Annotated in this window: 20 protein-coding genes; 15 read left to right on the forward strand and 5 right to left on the reverse strand. The window is 32.9% G+C overall.

All coding sequences use genetic code 11. The features are described from left to right. Positions 1 to 74 precede the first annotated feature (74 nt). From AB3G34_RS09225 to AB3G34_RS09265, 9 genes are all read left to right on the forward strand, one after another. Positions 75 to 350: a F0F1 ATP synthase subunit gamma gene (locus AB3G34_RS09225; RefSeq protein WP_369752241.1), complete on the forward strand. Its 276-nt coding sequence runs from the start codon at positions 75 to 77 to the stop codon at positions 348 to 350. A gap of 157 nt (positions 351 to 507) precedes the next feature. Beyond that, the gene (locus tag AB3G34_RS09230) at positions 508 to 2,010 is read left to right on the forward strand and encodes a thymidine phosphorylase family protein (protein WP_369752242.1); all 1,503 of its coding nucleotides are present in this window, start codon (positions 508 to 510) and stop codon (positions 2,008 to 2,010) included. Between the two features lie 6 nt (positions 2,011 to 2,016). Beyond that, positions 2,017 to 2,883, forward strand: a complete 867-nt coding sequence (locus tag AB3G34_RS09235) for a ribose-phosphate pyrophosphokinase (RefSeq protein ID WP_369752244.1) — start codon at positions 2,017 to 2,019, stop codon at positions 2,881 to 2,883. 202 nt (positions 2,884 to 3,085) lie between these two features. Next, positions 3,086 to 3,877: an MlaE family ABC transporter permease gene (locus tag AB3G34_RS09240; protein WP_367771083.1), complete on the forward strand. Its 792-nt coding sequence runs from the start codon at positions 3,086 to 3,088 to the stop codon at positions 3,875 to 3,877. Between the two features lie 6 nt (positions 3,878 to 3,883). Then, positions 3,884 to 4,636: an ABC transporter ATP-binding protein gene (locus AB3G34_RS09245; protein ID WP_367771086.1), complete on the forward strand. Its 753-nt coding sequence runs from the start codon at positions 3,884 to 3,886 to the stop codon at positions 4,634 to 4,636. Between the two features lie 8 nt (positions 4,637 to 4,644). Then, complete coding sequence (locus AB3G34_RS09250; protein WP_369752245.1) at positions 4,645 to 5,619, forward strand: MlaD family protein; 975 nt, start codon at positions 4,645 to 4,647, stop codon at positions 5,617 to 5,619. A 46-nt stretch (positions 5,620 to 5,665) separates the two neighbouring features. After that, positions 5,666 to 6,703, forward strand: coding sequence for a pesticidal protein Cry7Aa (locus tag AB3G34_RS09255; RefSeq protein WP_369752246.1), 1,038 nt, complete (start codon positions 5,666 to 5,668; stop codon positions 6,701 to 6,703). A gap of 11 nt (positions 6,704 to 6,714) precedes the next feature. Further along, positions 6,715 to 8,943: a glycosyltransferase gene (locus tag AB3G34_RS09260; RefSeq protein ID WP_367771095.1), complete on the forward strand. Its 2,229-nt coding sequence runs from the start codon at positions 6,715 to 6,717 to the stop codon at positions 8,941 to 8,943. 181 nt (positions 8,944 to 9,124) lie between these two features. Beyond that, positions 9,125 to 10,348 carry a cation:proton antiporter gene (locus AB3G34_RS09265; protein ID WP_367754261.1) on the forward strand — a complete coding sequence of 408 codons (1,224 nt, stop codon included), beginning with the start codon at positions 9,125 to 9,127 and terminating at the stop codon, positions 10,346 to 10,348. 37 nt (positions 10,349 to 10,385) lie between these two features. Here AB3G34_RS09265 and AB3G34_RS09270 read toward each other — a convergent pair whose 3' ends face one another. After that, the gene (locus AB3G34_RS09270; protein WP_367771097.1) at positions 10,386 to 11,513 is read right to left on the reverse strand and encodes a cysteine desulfurase family protein; all 1,128 of its coding nucleotides are present in this window, start codon (positions 11,511 to 11,513) and stop codon (positions 10,386 to 10,388) included. Positions 11,514 to 11,599: 86 nt separating this feature from the next. Here AB3G34_RS09270 and AB3G34_RS09275 point away from each other — a divergent pair, with 86 nt between their 5' ends. Next, the gene (locus tag AB3G34_RS09275; RefSeq protein WP_367771099.1) at positions 11,600 to 12,559 is read left to right on the forward strand and encodes a hypothetical protein; all 960 of its coding nucleotides are present in this window, start codon (positions 11,600 to 11,602) and stop codon (positions 12,557 to 12,559) included. An 86-nt stretch (positions 12,560 to 12,645) separates the two neighbouring features. Here the strand turns inward: AB3G34_RS09275 and AB3G34_RS09280 are convergent, their stop codons facing one another. The 3 genes from AB3G34_RS09280 to AB3G34_RS09290 all read right to left on the reverse strand — a co-directional run bounded on the left by AB3G34_RS09280 (position 12,646) and on the right by AB3G34_RS09290 (position 14,315). Then, positions 12,646 to 13,197 carry a Smr/MutS family protein gene (locus AB3G34_RS09280; protein ID WP_367754267.1) on the reverse strand — a complete coding sequence of 184 codons (552 nt, stop codon included), beginning with the start codon at positions 13,195 to 13,197 and terminating at the stop codon, positions 12,646 to 12,648. Then, positions 13,190 to 13,372: a hypothetical protein gene (locus AB3G34_RS09285; protein WP_367771101.1), complete on the reverse strand. Its 183-nt coding sequence runs from the start codon at positions 13,370 to 13,372 to the stop codon at positions 13,190 to 13,192. Before AB3G34_RS09285 ends, AB3G34_RS09280 begins: the two co-directional genes overlap by 8 nt. A gap of 235 nt (positions 13,373 to 13,607) precedes the next feature. Next, complete coding sequence (locus AB3G34_RS09290) at positions 13,608 to 14,315, reverse strand: DUF1003 domain-containing protein (protein ID WP_367771104.1); 708 nt, start codon at positions 14,313 to 14,315, stop codon at positions 13,608 to 13,610. A gap of 311 nt (positions 14,316 to 14,626) precedes the next feature. On the opposite strand from AB3G34_RS09290, the gene epsC reads away from it, so the two are divergent. The 5 genes from epsC (at position 14,627) to AB3G34_RS09315 (ending at position 18,527) form a co-directional block, all read left to right on the forward strand. Then, entirely contained in the window at positions 14,627 to 15,418 is a 792-nt protein-coding gene (gene epsC, locus AB3G34_RS09295) for a serine O-acetyltransferase EpsC (RefSeq protein ID WP_367771106.1), read from the forward strand. A gap of 1 nt (position 15,419) precedes the next feature. Beyond that, positions 15,420 to 16,307, forward strand: a complete 888-nt coding sequence (gene cysM / locus AB3G34_RS09300; RefSeq protein WP_367771108.1) for a cysteine synthase CysM — start codon at positions 15,420 to 15,422, stop codon at positions 16,305 to 16,307. A gap of 9 nt (positions 16,308 to 16,316) precedes the next feature. Beyond that, on the forward strand, positions 16,317 to 16,766 hold the full coding sequence (locus AB3G34_RS09305) for a GNAT family N-acetyltransferase (RefSeq protein ID WP_369752248.1): 450 nt from the start codon (positions 16,317 to 16,319) through the stop codon (positions 16,764 to 16,766). A 109-nt stretch (positions 16,767 to 16,875) separates the two neighbouring features. Beyond that, positions 16,876 to 17,517, forward strand: coding sequence for an SGNH/GDSL hydrolase family protein (locus AB3G34_RS09310; RefSeq protein WP_369752249.1), 642 nt, complete (start codon positions 16,876 to 16,878; stop codon positions 17,515 to 17,517). A gap of 23 nt (positions 17,518 to 17,540) precedes the next feature. Continuing rightward, positions 17,541 to 18,527, forward strand: coding sequence for an aldo/keto reductase (locus tag AB3G34_RS09315; RefSeq protein ID WP_369752251.1), 987 nt, complete (start codon positions 17,541 to 17,543; stop codon positions 18,525 to 18,527). A gap of 74 nt (positions 18,528 to 18,601) precedes the next feature. Here the strand turns inward: AB3G34_RS09315 and AB3G34_RS09320 are convergent, their stop codons facing one another. Further along, complete coding sequence (locus AB3G34_RS09320) at positions 18,602 to 19,012, reverse strand: OsmC family peroxiredoxin (protein ID WP_369752252.1); 411 nt, start codon at positions 19,010 to 19,012, stop codon at positions 18,602 to 18,604. Positions 19,013 to 19,182: the final 170 nt, after the last annotated feature.

Genomic DNA, 19,182 nt, shown 5'->3' on the forward strand with positions numbered 1-19,182 from the left:
ACTTACTATACGACCATCGTGCAATGGCTCCGTCCATTGAATCAAAAATGACGCGACAACTTTAAAGAAATGCCTTGGCCCACCACAAAATACCGCAGGTTTTAGGAAGGTTGGAAACTACTTTATCGGCGCTAATACGTGAATATCTTTTTGTATCTTTATTCAAATCTTGTGCTGAATCACTAGCTACTGAAAATGCTAGAAGCTTGAGTGCTATGCAAAGAGCCGAAAAAAACATTTCAGAATTATTGGATACGCTCCATCATAAATACCATCGGTTAAGACAAACTTCCATTGATGAAGAATTATTCGATGTAGTATCCGGATTTGAAGCATTAAAAAACAAATAGCATTCCATTTTTTTATTTAGACAAATGGCAAAAATTCGGGCCCATTGACAGCTACTTCTTTAAAATTTATTGTTTGTTTATGTCTTTTCAATTATGGAGAGATTCATTTTTATTTTTAGAATTGTCTGGTTTTAATTAAAATTTAATAATCACTAAAATGAAAACTGCATTTAACACTTTAAAACTCGTTTATCTTGGCATTGATACCCAAAAAGAAAATGTAGTTTTCATGCGTAAAGATTGTCATATCTGTAAATCTGAGGGATTTGAAGCACATAACAGAATTTTAGTTACTGCAAATAACCATTCAATAATTGCTACTTTATTTATAATCACCAATGGAATTATAAAAGATGGAACTGCAGGTCTTTCTGATAGTGCTTATGAAGATTTAAACGCTAAAGAAGGTGATGAACTTAGTTTTTCTCATGTGCAACCAGTTGCCTCCATGCGAAGTATACGATCTAAAATGTATGGAAAAGAATTAAATGATAATGACTTACAAAACATTATTGATGACATTGTGAAAGGACAATATTCCAACATAGAAATTGCCGCTTTTATTACTGCCTGTGCTGGCGATAATCTTAATATTCATGAAATTATTGGGCTTACGAAAGCAATGGTCAACTCTGGTAAAAAACTTTCTTGGAATAAACCAATAGTAGTCGACAAACATTGCGTAGGCGGGCTACCTGGAAACCGTACCACGCCTATTGTTGTAGCTATAATTGCTCAATATGGGCTTACAATTCCTAAAACATCTTCCCGCGCCATCACTTCTCCAGCTGGAACTGCGGACACATTGGAAACAATAACCAAGGTTAATTTAGATATTAATCAAATTAAAAAAGTGGTCGAAAAAGAAAATGGTTGTTTTGTATGGGGCGGTTCCATAAAATTAAGTCCTGCCGATGATATTTTAATTCGTATCGAAAGAGCCCTTGATGTCGATAGCGAAGGTCAAATGATAGCATCAGTATTGTCTAAAAAAATAGCAGCAGGATCTACTCATGTGGTGATTGATATTCCAATTGGTAAAACTGCCAAGGTAAGAACTGAAGAAGATGCTGAAAAACTACGGTATTATTTTCATGTTGTTGGAAAGTCAATGGGTATAGAAGTAAAAGTACTTTTCACAGATGGATCACAACCTATAGGTAGAGGAATTGGGCCATCATTGGAGGCTATGGATGTGCTAAGTGTGTTACGAAATGAAAAAGAAGCTCCTCAAGACTTGAGAAACAAAGCGTTATATATTGCTGGTGCCATTATAGATTTGGCAAATACACAATCAAAAGAAAATGGATTTAATACAGCCGAAAAAATTCTTTCTTCCGGTAAAGCTTATGAAAAATTCACTGCCATTTGTAAAGCCCAAGGTGGATTTAAAGAACCTGAATATGCAATTTATAAAAAAGACATTTATGCTGATAAATCAGGAATTGTAACCGAAATTAACAATCGTAAACTTGCTAAAGTAGCAAAACTTGCAGGTGCACCACATGATTCTAAAGCAGGAGTAATGCTTCAAACTCCATTAAATACTCCATTAAATAAGGGAGATTTACTATTTTCTATCTACGCTGAAACTGAGGGAGAATTAAAATATGCAGTTGAATATTTAAAAACGGAACCAAATATTATTTTGATACATTAAAATGTTATGAAAAAAATATTTTTTGCTTTACCTGAAAATGAGAAACTTACACTTCAACTAATTCAAAAAGAACAGGGAGAAAATGGTCAGGTCGAAATTCGTAAATTTCCAGACGGTGAAACTTATATTCGAATATTATCGGATGTAAGGGACAAAGAGGTATTTCTTGTTTGTACTCTTCACCAACCTGACAATAAAATAGTACCTCTATTTTTCTTGGCAAAAACGGCTAAAGAAATGGGGGCCAAAAGCGTTAGTCTTATTGCTCCCTATCTAGCTTATATGCGACAAGACACTATTTTTAACCCTGGAGAAGGAGTTACTTCTACCTATTTTGCTAGTTTTATTTCCAGTTTTGTCAACCGCTTAATCACAATCGACCCGCACTTACACCGCCGTAGTACCTTGGCTGAAATATATTCAATCCCAACAAAAATGGGACATGCAGCAGCTCTTATTTCTTTATATATAAAAAACAATATTAAAAAACCTCTATTGATTGGGCCAGACATGGAAAGTGAACAATGGGTATCTGAGGTGGCAAAAAATGCCAATGCGCCTTATATCACATTAACAAAAATTCGCCATGGAGATCGAAATGTAACCGTCTCTATTCCTCAAGTAGAACAATACAATAATCATACTCCCGTCTTGGTAGATGATATTATCTCGACTGGAAGAACACTTATTGAGACCATTCTACATTTGAAAAAAGCAGGAATGCAACCTCCTATTTGCATTGGTGTTCATGCCGTCTTTGCAGGAAATGCCTATCAAGAAATTTTAAAATCAGGAGCCAAAGAAGTTATTACTTGCAATACTATTCCACATCAAAGCAATAAAATTGACATCAGTGATTTACTATTGTCATAAATAAAAACGCTTCTTCTTCTTCTTAGTATTATCCTTATCTCTCTTTTATAGGAATGTATTTACTAAATACTATAATTTAGAATTATAAATCATTTATTATCGATTAAACGACTAATAATCAGGCTAACAAACAATTAAAAAGCCTGATAATCAGCATAATAGTCGTATATTTGAGTAGCCCTTTCTTGTTAAAAATTAATTCATGATGCTTATGAATGCTATTTTTAAAATAATAAAATTGATTAATTCTTTTTTACTTGAAATTGGCGAACTCTCCTTTTTTGCTGGTCGCTTTTTCAAAGAATGCTTCAAACGCCCATCGGAGTTTAAAGAATTCCTTCGGCAATGTTACAATATGGGAAACAGATCATTGTTGCTTGTTTCAGTAACAGGTTTTATTATTGGGCTGGTTTTTACTTTACAGTCAAGACCAACTTTACAAGAATTTGGTGCTGTTTCATGGATGCCTTCTATGGTAAGCATTTCGATTATTAGAGAGATAGGTCCAATCATCACGGCATTAATATGTGCAGGACGAATCGGTTCTGGTATTGGAGCTGAATTGGGATCTATGAGAGTAACGGAACAAATAGATGCAATGGAGGTTTCGGGTACAAATCCATTTAAATACCTTGTTGTCACACGAATACTAGCCACGACCTTCATGCTTCCTGTTTTAGTTTTCTTTGGCGATGCCATTGCTATTTTTGGTTCCTACTTGGTTGAAAACATAAAGGGTCATGTTTCCTTTTTGTTGTACTACAATCAAGTTTTTAATGCTTTAGAATTTGGCGATCTAGTACCAGCCACAATCAAAAGTTTCTTCTTTGGTTTTGCAATTGGCCTAGTAGGTTGTTTTAAAGGCTATAATTGTAAAAAAGGAACCGCAGGAGTTGGTATTGCAGCAAACTCAGCAGTAGTTTTTACCTCCATGCTACTTTTTATAATTGATTTTATAGCTGTTTTTGTCACTGATATATTTTATGATTTATAATTGTATATGAACGCTCTATCCAAAAATATAAAACCCATTATAGAAATCAAAGACTTAAAAAAAAGCTATGGTGACAACCATGTGCTGAATGGTTTCAATATGGTTTTGAACGAAGGAGAAAATTTGGTTATTATGGGAAAATCCGGATCTGGGAAGTCCGTAATGATAAAATGCCTAATTGGATTAGAAAAACCTGATAGTGGTTCTATTACGGTAATGGGAGAAAATATTAGTGAATTAAATCAATCCACACTAGACGACCTCCGTACCGAAATTGGATTCCTATTCCAGGGTAGTGCGCTGTATGATTCTATGACCGTTCGAGAAAATCTAGAATTCCCATTAAGACGACACACTAAAAAATTTGGCGTACTAAAAGACACCACCCCATTAGTCATGGAAGCCCTAGAAAATGTAGGCTTAGCACACACTTTGAATTTAATGCCTGCAGAATTATCAGGCGGAATGAAGCGTAGAATTGCATTAGCAAGGACGCTAATTCTTCAACCAAAAATAATCCTTTATGATGAGCCTACAACAGGACTAGACCCAATAACGGCAAAAGAAATTTTATTGCTCATGAAATCAATTCAGGAAAAATACAATACCTCAGCTATTATTATAACGCATGACGTTGATTGTGCCAGAGTAATATCTAACAGGATGATTTTATTAGTAGATGGAATTAATTATACCGAAGGAATATTTGAAGAATTATCAAAATCTATTGATCCTAAAATTCAAGCTTTCTTTAAATAAAATATAATATGGAAAAAACAACTTCACAAAAAATACGTCTTGGTCTATTTGTAATTATAGGGCTTATACTTTTTGTTTTGGCCATCTATTTCATTGGCGACAAGCAAAAGATGTTTGGAAAAACAAATCATTTAGAAACTATTTTTACTAATGTAAACGGACTGCAATTAGGTAATAATGTTCGTTTTTCAGGTGTAAATGTAGGTACAGTACGTGGCATTGAAATGGTTAATGATTCTAACATTAAGGTCGATATGATTATTGACAAAACTATTTTTAGACACATTAAAAAAGACGCAATTGCTACTATAGGTTCGGATGGACTAGTAGGAAGCATGGTTATTAATATATTACCCGGCAAAGGGAAACTACCACCTGTAGTGCCTGGGGATGTGATTGAATCCTTGAACCGCATTAGAACCGATGATCTTTTAAATACTTTTAGTAAAACCAATAAGAATGCAGCACTACTCACCGAAAATTTACTGGAAATCACAACCGAAATTAATAAAGGAAAAGGAACCGTAGGATTATTAATAAATGATATTGAAGTAGCAAATGACTTGAAGGAAACTATTCATTATTTAAAAATATCAGGTAAACAAACTTCAGAATCGATAACAAATTTAAACAAAATCATTACTTCATTAAATAATAAGAATAATGTTATCGGGGTTTTAAAAGATACAGCTGTCGCCAATAATATAAAAACGATTATCAATAATTTAGACCAGTCCAGCAGTGAAATTAATAAAGTAGTGGACAATCTCAATAAAACCATTTTGAATATCAAAGACGGAAAAGGGGCTATAAACTACCTTTCGAATGACCCAAGATTGGTAAAAAAAATTGATTCGACTATGACAAATATAAATGAAGCCAGCATCCGCCTAAATGAGAATTTAGAAGCATTAAAACACAATTTTTTATTTAGAGGATACTTTAGAAAACAGGAAAGAAATAAATTGAAGAGAGACAAATAATACAATACTTAAAAAGATTACAACATAATCAACACCATTTTATGTTATGCTTACAATCGAAAAACTAGGCATTATTTTAAGTCCTACAGACAACGAATTTGAAAATAACGGGGTTTTAAATCCTGGTATTTATCAAGAAGGGAATACCCTGCATATTTTATATAGAGCAGTCCAAGAAGGAAATTATTCGACCATAGGATATGCGAAGACGGATGGTCCTATGAAAGTAATAGAAAGGCTAGATAAACCTTTAATAAATAAGGAGTTAGATTATGAAAAGCAAGGAATCGAAGATCCAAGAATTGTGAAAATTGAGGGGATTTACTATATTACTTATACCGCCTATGATGGAGTTAATACCCTAGGAGCACTTACTACCTCTACTGATTTAATTCATTTCGAAAAAAAAGGAATAATAACCCCTCAAGTGAATTATCAACAATATGAAAGTCATGTTAATTCTTGCAACCCATCCAAACTCAACCCTAAATACCATCAATATTACAATCTTTTTGAACAAATAGGTCTCGTTAATGACGAAACAAGACTGCTTCGCGATAAAGATGTTGTTTTATTTCCTAGAAAAATTAATGGTCAATTTGTATTCCTCCATCGAATTTGGCCTGGAATTCAAATTGTAAAATTCGACCGATGGGAGGATTTAACTTTAAAATTTTGGGAAGATTATTTGACAAATCTTACTGATTATATTATTCTGGATCCAAAGGACCCTTATGAAATGAATTATATTGGAGCAGGCTGCCCACCTATTGAAACTCCAGAAGGCTGGGTACTAATTTACCATGGTGTCCATGAAACTACTACAGGAAAAATATACCATGCCAAAGTAGCACTATTACATTTAGACCAACCTGAGATGGAGATTTCTAGGCTACCCTATCCCCTTTTCTCTCCAACAAAACAGTGGGAAATAGAAGGTGTTGTTAGCCATACCGTTTTTCCTACCGGTGTTGCTCTATTTAATAATGATCTTTACATCTACTATGGTGCTGCAGACAAGCATATTGCAGTAGCCAAAGTCTCACTTAAAGAACTAGTACTGGAGTTAAGAAAACAACCTTAAAAACACCAAAAATGAAATTGGATAAAGGAATAAAAATGTTGATTGTTAGCTCATATCCGCCTCGTGAATGTGGCCTAGCTACTTTTTCAAATGACATTATCAATGCTGTTAAAACTGTATTTGGTAGTACCCTTCCTATTGAAGTTTGTGCCTTACAAAATGAGGAAAACGAGGTCACTTATAATTCCGAGGTCACTTTTACATTATTGACATCAAAACTTGATCAATACCCGTTGACAGCTGAAAAAATCAATGAACGCAAGGACATAGGGTTGGTTTGCATTCAGCATGAGTTTGGTCTATATGGTGGTGAGTATGGCGACTATATACTTGCTTTTATTTTAGCTCTTAATAAACCTATTGTAACGATATTCCATACTGTATTGCCTAACCCTAATGAAAAAAGAAAAAAAATAGTGCAAGCCATTATTGATTTGTCTGATAAGATTATTGTCCTTACAAAAAAATCAGAAGAAATTTTAATTACAAACTATGAAACTCCAATTTCAAAAATCAAAATCATTCCTCACGGAAATCACAATGTATTATGGGAACAAAAACAATCTCTTAAAAATAAATATCATTTTTCAGATAAAACAGTCCTTTCCACTTTTGGATTAATCAGTGAAAATAAAAATATAGAAACCACTCTCTTTGCTTTACCTGAAATCATTACGAATCACCCAGAATTAATTTATTTAATTATTGGAAAAACACATCCTGAAATTATTAAAACCGAAGGGGAAAAATACCGAAAAAAATTAGAATTCATTGTCAAAGAACTTTATTTAGATTCTCATGTGATTTTTATAAATGAATACTTAGAACTAAAACAACTATTAGAATATTTAACCTTATCCGATATTTATTTATTTTCCTCCAAAGATCCGAACCAAGCCGTAAGTGGCACTTTTACGTATGCGATGAGTTGTGGTTGCGCTGTGATTTCCACTCCCATTCCACATGCAGTAGAATCAATAGTAGATGGAACTGGAATATTATTAACGGAATTTGAAAATCCAGAAGAATTCCGAAATGCTATCATGTCACTACTTGAAGATGAAGAAAAAAGAATTAATATGGGTAAAAAAGCATTCTCACTAGCTCATATTACGTCTTGGGAAAATATTGCCATTCAGTACCGATTGTTATTTGATTTATTAACAAACAAAGAAGAGGATCTAAAATTCAGTTTGCCTCCAATAAAATTAGACCATATAAAAAAACTCACAACCAATTTTGGAATTCTCCAATTTTCAAAATTTAGCCAACCTGATCCTGAATCTGGTTATACATTGGATGATAATGCAAGAGCGTTAATAAATATGGTTATGTATCATAGCCAATTTCCCGATGAAGAAGTTTTAGAGCTAGCAAATACCTATCTCAATTATATTGAAGGAATACAACGAGAAAATGGCTGGTTTGATAATTATAAAGACTTTAATCATCAATTGACAAAACAAAATACTGAAGTCAATCTTGAAGATGCAAATGGAAGAGCACTATGGAGTTTAGGGACTGTCATTGCATATAAACAAACCTTACCCATTGAATTTGTAGTAAGAGCTAAAAAGTGTTGGGACAAAGCTATAGTGAGAATTGAAGACATTAGTTCACCTAGAGCTATTGCCTATGCTTTAAAGGGACTTTATAACTATTATTCTATTTATAAAGAAGAAGCGACCGAAATGCAGATTGAAAAGTTAGCTGATGAATTGTTACGCCATTATCATATCAATTCAGAAGCAAACTGGTGTTGGTATGAAGATTATATGACTTACGCCAATAATGTATTACCAGAAGCTATGATGTACAGTTACTTAGTTACAGGGAAGCAGAAATATAAAAAAATTGCTATTGTTACCTTTGATTTCCTACTTTCTCATTATTTTATGAAAGGACAAATAAAAGTAATTTCGAACCGAGGATGGTTTAAAAAAGAAAATGAAAGAGTTTTTTATGGAGAACAACCCATTGAAGTGGCAACCACAATTATTACGTTGGATTTATTTAATGATGTAACTAAGAATTCAAAATACAAAGACCAACTTAAACTTGCTTTCATCTGGTTTTTAGGCAATAATCATCTCAAACAAATTATGTATAACCCAGAAAACGGAGCTTCTTATGACGGACTAGAAGACAAACATATCAATATTAATCAAGGAGCCGAATCTACATTGTGTTTTTTTAAAGCCCGATTAATAATGGAAAAATATAAAAACCACAGCCACTGAATTAATATGAGATAAATTAGCCACTTTACTTACAGTTGGTTATGATATAAAAACAATAATAAATTGTGTTTTTATTGTTAGAAATCAAAAATATTTATGTTTTAACAACCAAAAGTACTATATTACACCGTGTACTAGCCCTATTTTACATTAGTACCTATTCAAAAACAATTTATTTTATATGACCATTATAATTTCACTTTGTCTGTTGTTGCTAGTAGCTTATTTATTTGACCTAACTGCCTCATTGACTAAAATACCTTCAGTAATCTTATTACTCCTTTTGGGTTGGGTAGTGCGAGAAGCAACTTTTCTATTCAGTATAGAAGTTCCAGACCTAACTTCAACTTTACCTATATTAGGGACTATTGGACTTATCCTTATTGTATTAGAAGGCTCATTAGAGCTTGAGCTTAATAAATCTAAGATAGGACTTATTAAAAAATCCTCTTTAGGAGCGTTTCTTCCTTTGATTGTGCTGGCTTTTTCACTTGCTTATTTATTGTATTATTATGGCGGTTATTCTTTTAAAGATAGTCTTACTAATGCAATTCCTTTTTGCGTTATAAGCAGCGCTATTGCTATTCCAAGTGTTCGGAATTTATCTAGCAGCCAAAAAGAATTTATCATCTATGAAAGTAGTTTATCTGATATATTTGGGGTAGTTTTTTTTAATTTCATCGCTTTCAACACTAGTTTTGGCATAGAGACATTTGGTTATTTTTGTCTGGAAATTTTGTTTATAATCGTGATTTCTTTTGTAGCAACCATACTACTTTCTTTTTTATTGAATAAAATCGATCATCATATTAAATTTGTTCCAATCGTTTTACTGATTATTTTGATCTATGAAATTTCAAAAATATTCCATTTACCAGCACTTATTTTTATCTTGGTGTTTGGTTTGTCAATTGGAAATTTAGATGAATTAAGGCATTACAAATGGACACGTCAATTCAAACTTGACCTTCTAAACAAAGAGGTTTCGAAGTTTAAAGAATTAATAATTGAAGCTACATTTTTAGTTAGAGCCTTATTCTTTCTCTTATTTGGTTATTTAATTAAAACGGCTGAAATTATAAATACCGATACCCTAATATGGGCAATAGGAATTGTTGTTATTCTTTTTATTCTACGATTTATTCAGCTTAAAATATCTAAAATGCCTTTATTCCCATTGCTTTTTGTAGCACCAAGAGGTTTAATTACCATTTTACTATTTCTTTCTATTACTCCAGAGCACACTATCGTTTTAGTCAATAAGTCATTAATTATTCAAGTTATCTTACTGACTGCTTTTATTATGATGTTAGGATTAATGATAACTGCTAAACAAAGAGAAACCATTTTAGAGGAAAGAAGGAAAGCAAAGGCAAAAGCACTAAAAGAAACAGAAAAAATTTAAATTATTTTATAAAAAAATCCGCTAAGCGGATTTTTTTTTATTTCATACTTTTCAAACCAGCAATTAATAAATCGACATCTTCCAAAGAATTATAATGACTGAAAGAAATACGTAAACTCGGTTTTTTCAAATCTTCATCAGAAAGTATTTCTGCCAATACATGTGATGGCCTTATACTACCACTCTGACAAGCACTGCCTCGAGAAACAGCAATCCCTTTCATATCTAAATGAAACAAAATCATTGCCGTCTTATCAGCCGAAAAAGGCAATAAAACATTTAATATATTATAAAAATCATCTAAATTACCATTAATTTTAAAACCCGGAAATTCCTTTTCTAATTGTTCAATTAGATAGAATTTCAATGCAGAAATATGCTTTTTCTCCTCTTCTAAATTAGAATAAGAAAGGTCCAACGCTTTAGCCATTCCGGCAATTTGATGCACCGCTTCTGTACCCGGACGTAGTCCTTTTTCCTGTTCTCCACCATAAAACAAAGGTTGAAGTCCAGAGTTTTTTCTAACAAAAGCAAATCCAACCCCTTTAGGACCATGAAACTTATGAGCACTTGCAACTAGAAAGTCAATAGACAACTCTTGTAAATCTACATTCGTTTTGCCAATCGATTGTACTGTATCCGAGTGAAATAACACATTATGTTCCTTACATATAACCGAAACTCTTTTAAGGTCTAGAACAGTCCCCGTTTCATTATTAACATGCATCAAGCTCACTAACGTCTTCCTATCTTGCGCTAACAAATCCGTTAAATCTGTTAAATCGATTGCACCATTGGGTTTAACCCTTACATAATCAACTTGAATATTATATTCTTGTTGTAACGCCATAATAGTATGCAAAACAGCATGATGCTCTATTTTACTTGTGATAATACGCTTTACTTTTAAATCTTTAACGGCTGAACGCAGGATCCAATTATTAGCTTCTGTCCCGCAGGAAGTAAAAATAATTTCTTGTGCTGTTGCATTGATATGCTTAGCAATCGATTTTCTGGAAAGTTCCAAAATACTTTTGGCATTGCGACCAAAACTGTGCGTAGACGAAGGGTTTCCGTAATCTTGAGCCATGATTTGAGCCATTTCTTGAATGACTTCAGTTCTAATAGCTGTTGTTGATGCGTTATCGAGATATACTTTTTTCATTGCTGCAAAGTTATGAAATATCAATTGTCTATTATCCAATATCAATTATCATTTTTTTCGCTATTTTTGCAGAAATAAATTTTTCAATGAAAAAAGTTCTAAGCCTATTGGTTTTTGCATTTGTATTAAATGGCTGTGATGACGGTAATTTAACGCAAGAAGATATTAATTTTGAAACTGCTACAATGCAAAGTTGTAGTACAAATAATATTATTTACAAGTTAAAAGACAAAGAAGCACTGCTAGTTGAGATTCCAGCAGCTTCATTCACAACGGAGCCGTCATTGACCGATACCCCAACAGTTCTTGACATTAGCACTACTAATCGAGTGGTATATCGTTTTTATGGTGGTACAGTATCTGCTGATAATATTTGCGAGACAATACCACCTGCAACGCCTATCGTAACGGATCAATGGAATGCAACTGACGGTAAAATACAAATATTTACTACAGCAGTTAAAACAACAAACACTACTACTAATAGTACTAGAATTACTGGATACAATCATAATATTGTTTTCAAGAACATCACTTTTGCAAAAAATAGCGGCACCCAAGTTTATGAAACATTCCCTTTTGGTGATTATGTAACTACTGCGACAACACTCCCTTTTCTTTTTGATCAAACTGTAGAAAAATGTTCTGCTTCTAATCAAATATATAACTACACCAGTAGTGAGGCTTTAATGTTAACAATAGACCCCAATTTAATTGTTAATGAAGTAACACCATTAAATACACCTCGAACTGGAATTATTGGAACTACAACAAATGTTCTTACGTACCGTTTATTTTCAGGACTACTTACCCCAGCTTATTTTTGTAATACAACCACACCAACTACTCCAGCTTTAAGCCAAGAATGGACAGGTGTAGAGGGTGTAGCAGGAACAAGCGGTATTGTAGAAGTGACTACAACGACGAATGGCCCTGGAAGTTTCAAGCATACAATTGTCCTTAAAAAGGTCACTTTAAAGAAAGGAAATAATGATTTTTTATTGGGTGATAATTTCATTTACGGAGACTTATTAACCACTAATTAATCCCCCATTATTTTCCGAAATTAGGAACAAAAAAAGGTCCCGTTTGCAATTGCAAACGGGACCTTTTTTCATAAAAATCAAATCCTTTATTTACTGTTTTGTTTTATAAAAACCTCCGTTGCTCCTTGTCCGTATTTTTGATAATTACCTTCTTGAAAAGCAATATTATCATAGCGTCCCAATAAAAAATCCAACTCTGCTTTTAGAACTCCTTCACCAACACCATGAATAAAAACTATTTTCGGAATGCGATTTCTAATCGCAAATTCGATATGCCTTTTAGCTGTTTCTGATTGTAAAGTTAGAATATCATAATTTGACATTCCGCGTTTATTAGGAACTAATTTTTCAATGTGTAAATCAAACTCAGGAGCCGAAATTTCGTTCTTATCTTTGCGTTCTTTTACAAAACTCCTTGCTTTTGGGATTGCTTTTTCCTTAGCAATTTCATCTACATTGATTCTTTTAATAGAATCCATTAAGTTACTGGAATTGTTTACTTTAATCAACTCGTTGACAAAAAATGTCATCATAAATCCATCCTCAGTTTCAATAGTAATCTCTTTTTCTTTGGTTGAAACAACAACTCCGTTTATTGCTTCATCAAGTACTGAAACTTTATCTCCTTTATTAAACATCTTTATCTTCTTTTTCTTGATTTTTACTCGGCGTTTTAGCACTCAATTGCATCATCCCAAACATAAAAACAACTATTGCAACAACAGTGATATAAACATTTTTCTCAGCACTTACCTGCTCAAAAAAAGCTACCAGTATAGCAATAATCATTATTGGAATTATTAATTTTTTCATATTTTAAATTTCAGATAACAAAAGTAAGAAATAAAAAAAGAGCACTCCTTTTAATAAAAAACTTTCTTTATGCTTAAAAAATAACAACTATAAAAAGCAACAGTTTTAAACCAAAAACAACAGTTAGAAAAGGACCACTATTTCCAACAAATTTAAAGCTATTTTTCTCGCTTTTTATTCTATAAAATTGTGCCTATTTTTTCAATTTGGAGTTTGTGAAAACAAGATTTTTATTTTAAATTTCTTTTGAAATTCTACTTAAAATATCATTCATCATCTCAATTTGAATTTTCTGAATTTCTATTAATTCTTCTTGTTGATGCCGAATTAAATGATCTAACTTTTCATGTAGCATTCTTATTTCTAATTCAGATTTTAAATTAATCATATAATCTTTTCTTGCTCGGTCTCGGTCTTTTTCTTCCTGACGATTTTGACTCATCATAATTACCGGAGCTTGAAGTGCAGCAAGACAAGATAAAATTAAATTCAATAAAATGAATGGATAAGGATCAAACCCTTTATTCAAGAGAATATAAATATTAGCCAAAATCCAAAGCACAATAAATATCCCGAATAAAATAATAAATCGCCAACTACCTCCAAAATCGGCTACTTTATCAGCTACAATTTGCCCAACGGTTCGAACTTCAATTTCATCTTCCACCTTACTTACTACAGAGTCGTAACCATCCAGTTCTCCAATAACTTTAGATTCGATTTTTGACAACTCCCCTATTTCATTTGACAAATAATTGGAGATGTATTTTTCTCTATATAAATTAAGCTCTTTTATTGATAAAAACTGATCGCTTTTGAAATTAGGAAAATCTGCTTTCATTAATTCCAAAATTGGATTCCGAATTAATTTTCCAGAAACTTTATCCGTCAATGGAAATTCTTTTTTGGAAAGATCACTTATAAAAGTATTAATTGGTTTCATTGTAGCGTTTTTTACTAGGCTAATTTACATATTAAAAAAACACTTTGATATTAAAATAATTATCAGCCCATCAATTCACTTTTATTAAAAAAAAGCACCTGCTTTTGTTAGACTGTGCTACATCTTACAACATAATCCAAAATAGTTCAATATATTTGTTTCGTTTTTATTTAAGGAAACCGTTTCGTTATGAACTACAAACAAATCATTTTTCTTTATAACATTCCAATTTCATCAAAATGGAGTTGTTGTTGCTGTTTCTAAATAAACAACTTTTAACCCATTCTATTAACAATTCACCCCCCATAATCATGACAAAAGATCTGATTATTAATACTATTGCCTCATTAAAGAGTCATTTTTCCATTAATTATGGAATCAAAACAAAAACAGAAACTTTTACTGAAAAGCTGTTTTATACCTTATTTGATAAAAATGCTCCATTGAGCGAAAGCATTGATGAACTTGAAAAGTTATTTAAAGACATTTCAGCAATTGCTTGTAAAAAGCCCCATGCCTTATGCGACTCCATGTGGGATAAATACCTGGAAAAATTACCGTCAGTACTTGAAAAACTAAATCAAGATGCAGCTTACATTTTAGAAAATGACCCTGCCTCAAATAGTATTGAAGAAGTGTACCTCGCCTATCCTGGATTTTATGCCATTGCCATCTATCGTTTAAGCCACGAATTATATGCTTTGGACCTATTGCTGTTTTCTCGATTAATGAGTGAATACGCGCATCGTATTACAGGAACAGACATACATGCAGGTGCAAGTATCGAATCTCCTTTTTTTATTGACCACGCTACCGGAATTGTAATTGGAGAAACAGCAGTTATCGAAAAGAATGTAAAAATATATCAAGGAGTAACTTTGGGCGCACTGAGCGTAAGCAAAGACATGAAAAATGCCAAAAGACATCCTACTGTAGAGAAAAATGTATGCATTTATGCTAATGCAACTATTCTTGGAGGAGAAACCATCGTAGGAAAAGGAAGTATTATTGGAGGAAACACTTGGGTGACCAAATCAATTCCAGCCCAATCAATAGTTACAAATACAACAACAACCGAAGTAAAAGTAAAAGAGTTAAGATAGTATGGAGCCAAAAAAATTATTAGATCTAATTGGGAACACTCCATTAGTAGAAACGGTTAATTTGATCAAGAATAAAAATGTAAAACTCTTATTAAAACTGGAAGGGAATAACCCTGGAGGCAGTGTAAAAGATAGAGCCGCATACAACATGATTGCATCTGCCCTTGAAAGAGGAGATATAAAAAAAGGAGATAAACTGATTGAAGCTACCAGCGGAAACACTGGAATTGCATTAGCGATGATTGCACAGTTATTCAATATAGAAATAGAACTAGTGCTTCCCGAAGATTCAACCAAAGAACGTACACAAACCATGCGTGCTTATGGCGCAACCGTAATCCTTACATCAGCCAAAGAAGGGATTTTAGGCTCTAGAGATTATGCGGATAAAAAAGTGGCTGAAGGTGGTTATATTATGCTCAATCAGTTTGCTAATGAAGACAACTGGAAAGCCCATTACAAAACAACTGGTCCTGAGATTTGGAATGACACTAACGGTACCGTAACCCATTTTGTTTCGGCAATGGGAACTACCGGAACTATTATGGGAACTTCTACTTATTTAAAAGAAAAAAACTCAGATATTCAAATTATTGGAGCGCAACCCAGTGATGGTTCTCAAATTCCAGGAATTAGAAAATGGCCGCTAGAATATTTACCAAAGATTTTTGATGCCTCAAAAGTGGATAGGATTGTAGAAGTGAGTGAACAAGAAGCTCGAGATATGACTAAAAAATTAACTCTGGAAGAAGGTGTTTTTGCTGGAATGAGTAGTGGTGGTTCAGTTGCTACTGCCATAAAAATAGCCGAAGAACTAGAATCAGGCGTTATCGTAGCTATTATTTGCGACCGTGGTGATCGTTATTTATCTTCTGATTTATTTGATTAAACATTTCATATGATTAAAATAATTAGAACCACTCCAGAAAACATAGATTTTATCAGCTTGATAAATAAACTTGATAGAGACATCAAACTAAGGGATGGGGACGAACACACTTTCTTTGCACAGTTTAATAAAACGGATAGTATCAAGAATGCGATTGTGGTTTATGATGAGTTACAAGCGGTAGGTTGTGGTGCTTTTAAATTCTATGAAGAAGGTGTTGCCGAAATAAAAAGAATGTATGTAAATCCAAAAGCTCGTGGCAAAGGAATTGCTTCTAAAGTTTTAACCGAATTAGAATTTTGGGCAAAAGAAGAAAACTACACCAGTTGCATCCTTGAAACTGGTAAAAAGTATCCAGAAGCTATTGCACTTTATAAAAAAAATGGATTTGTTGTAATCCCTAATTATGGTCAATATGAAGATATAGAAGACAGCATTTGTTTTCAAAAAACACTTTAAATACATTATTGTTACTTATAAAAGTCACTGCTTATTTTCAATTAACGAATCGGAATTTTTAATGAAAGCATATCGTTTATTTTTCGGATTATTTCTTTCATCATTTCTTATGGGACAAAAACTGCAGGCACAAGACTGGCCAAATTTAAATAAATATCAAAAAGATAACCTTCGTTTACAAAACGAACCTACTACTTCGAATAGCGTCGTTTTCATGGGCGATTCTATAACCGAGTTTTGGAGCAATGTAGCGCCACAATATTTTCAAACTCATAATTACATCAATCGTGGAATTAGTGGTCAAACAACGCCACAAATGCTGATTCGTTTTAGAGCTGATGTTATTGCTTTAAAACCTACCATTGTAGTTATTCTTGCGGGTGTAAATGATATCGCTGAAAATACTGGACCTGCAACCTTAGAAATGATTACAAATAATATTTTTTCTATGATTGAGTTGGCGAAAGCCCACAATATTAAAGTGATTCTTTGTTCTGTTTTACCTGCTTTTGATTTTCCTTGGAACCCCAATCAAAACCCAGCTACTAAAATCATGGCTTTAAACAACTTATTAATAAATTATGCCGACGTTAATGCCATTACTTTTGTTGATTACTATTCGGCAATGGTTGATGACCGCAACGGACTACCCTTAATTTATTCAGCAGATGGCGTCCATCCAAACAAAACTGGATATGAAGTAATGGCTCGATTAGTACAACAAGCCATTCAATTGAACTCGACTAAATAACTTGATCTAAAAATTGCAACAAAATGAAATATAGAACACTAGGAAAAACTAATTTTGAAATCTCCGAAATAGCACTTGGAACATGGCAAGTTGGAGGAAAATGGGGTTCCCCTTTTAATGATAAAACAGCTGACGAATTAATAAATACAGCAATAGACAATGGTGTAAACTTTATTGATACCGCAGATGTTTATGAAAATGGATTAAGTGAAACTGCAGTAGGTAGAGTGGTTCGTTCGCGTTCCGAACGAATTTATGTAGCTACAAAATGTGGTCGCCAAATTAATCCTCATACAAGCGAAGGATATCAACCTAAAGTGCTTCAAAAATTTGTAGAAGACAGTTTAAAAAGAACAGGGTTGGAAACATTGGACCTTATTCAGTTGCATTGTCCTCCTAATCCAGTTTATTATCGTCCTGAGATTTTTGAAATGTTTGATCGGTTAAAAGACCAAGGTAAAATTTTAAACCTTGGAGTTAGTGTCGAAAAAGTGGAAGAAGCCATAAAAGCAATTGAATATCCCAACGTAAATACCGTTCAGATTATTTTTAACCTTTTCCGTCAACGTCCTTCGGAGCTTTTTTTCAAAGAAGCAAAAAAGAAAGATATAGGAATCATTGCAAGAGTTCCTTTAGCTAGCGGACTCCTTACTGGACTTTTCAATTCAGAAACCAAATTTGAATCACAAGATCATAGAAATTTTAACCGAAATGGGGAAGCTTTTGATAAAGGTGAAACTTTTTCTGGCATCAATTACGAATTGGGTTTAAAAGCCGTTGAAGCATTAAAAGCATTATTCCCAAACACAACAAACTTAGCACCTATCGCTTTGCAATGGATTTTGAGTTTTAATGAAATTAGTTGTATTATTCCAGGCGCTTCTAAAGTAAGTCATGTGGAATCCAACTTATCTGTTTATGATTTACCCGAGTTAACACCCGAAAAAATCAAGGCTATGAATGAAATTTATGAGCAATATATTAAACCCGAAGTACATCAGGTTTGGTAAATACATCAATTCTAATTTTATAAAAAAAAGGTCTCAATTATAATTGAGACCTTTTTTTGTACTTATTCTATTTCTTAAACCAAATTGGCTTCTGATACAATTTCTGCATTCAACAATTTAGAAATCGGACAATTTTTCTCTGCCTTAGTGACTAACTCTTGAAATTTTTCATTCGAAATTCCAGTTATTTTAGCTGCAACAGTTAAATAGGAACTTAGTATTGTTCCCTCAACCAAATCAATAATACATTTGGTCTCAATACTTTCTATTTCAAAACCTTCTTCGGTAACATAAGCAGAAAGTTGCATAGTAAAACAGCCTGAATGTGCTGCTGCTACTAATTCTTCAGGATTTGTCCCTACGCCTTCTTCAAAACGAGATTTAAATGAATATTGTGTATTTTCTAATGTTTTACTTTGCGTTGTTAATACACCAGCTCCCTCTTTAAGAGATCCTTTCCAAATAGCGGTTGCATTTCTTTTCATAATTTTAACTTTTTAGTTCTCTCAAATTTAGCTTTTTAAGATGTAAGAATTTTGATTATTATATTATTTAACGAAAATTTAAAATATGTTTACTATTTGTAATTAAATCTAAAAAAACCAGCCCAAATTAAATTGGGCTGGTTTTCTCTAAGTTCATAGTATCACCCAAT

Source organism: Flavobacterium sp. WC2409 (assembly GCF_041200085.1).
In the GTDB taxonomy this organism is placed as follows: Bacteria; Bacteroidota; Bacteroidia; order Flavobacteriales; family Flavobacteriaceae; genus Flavobacterium.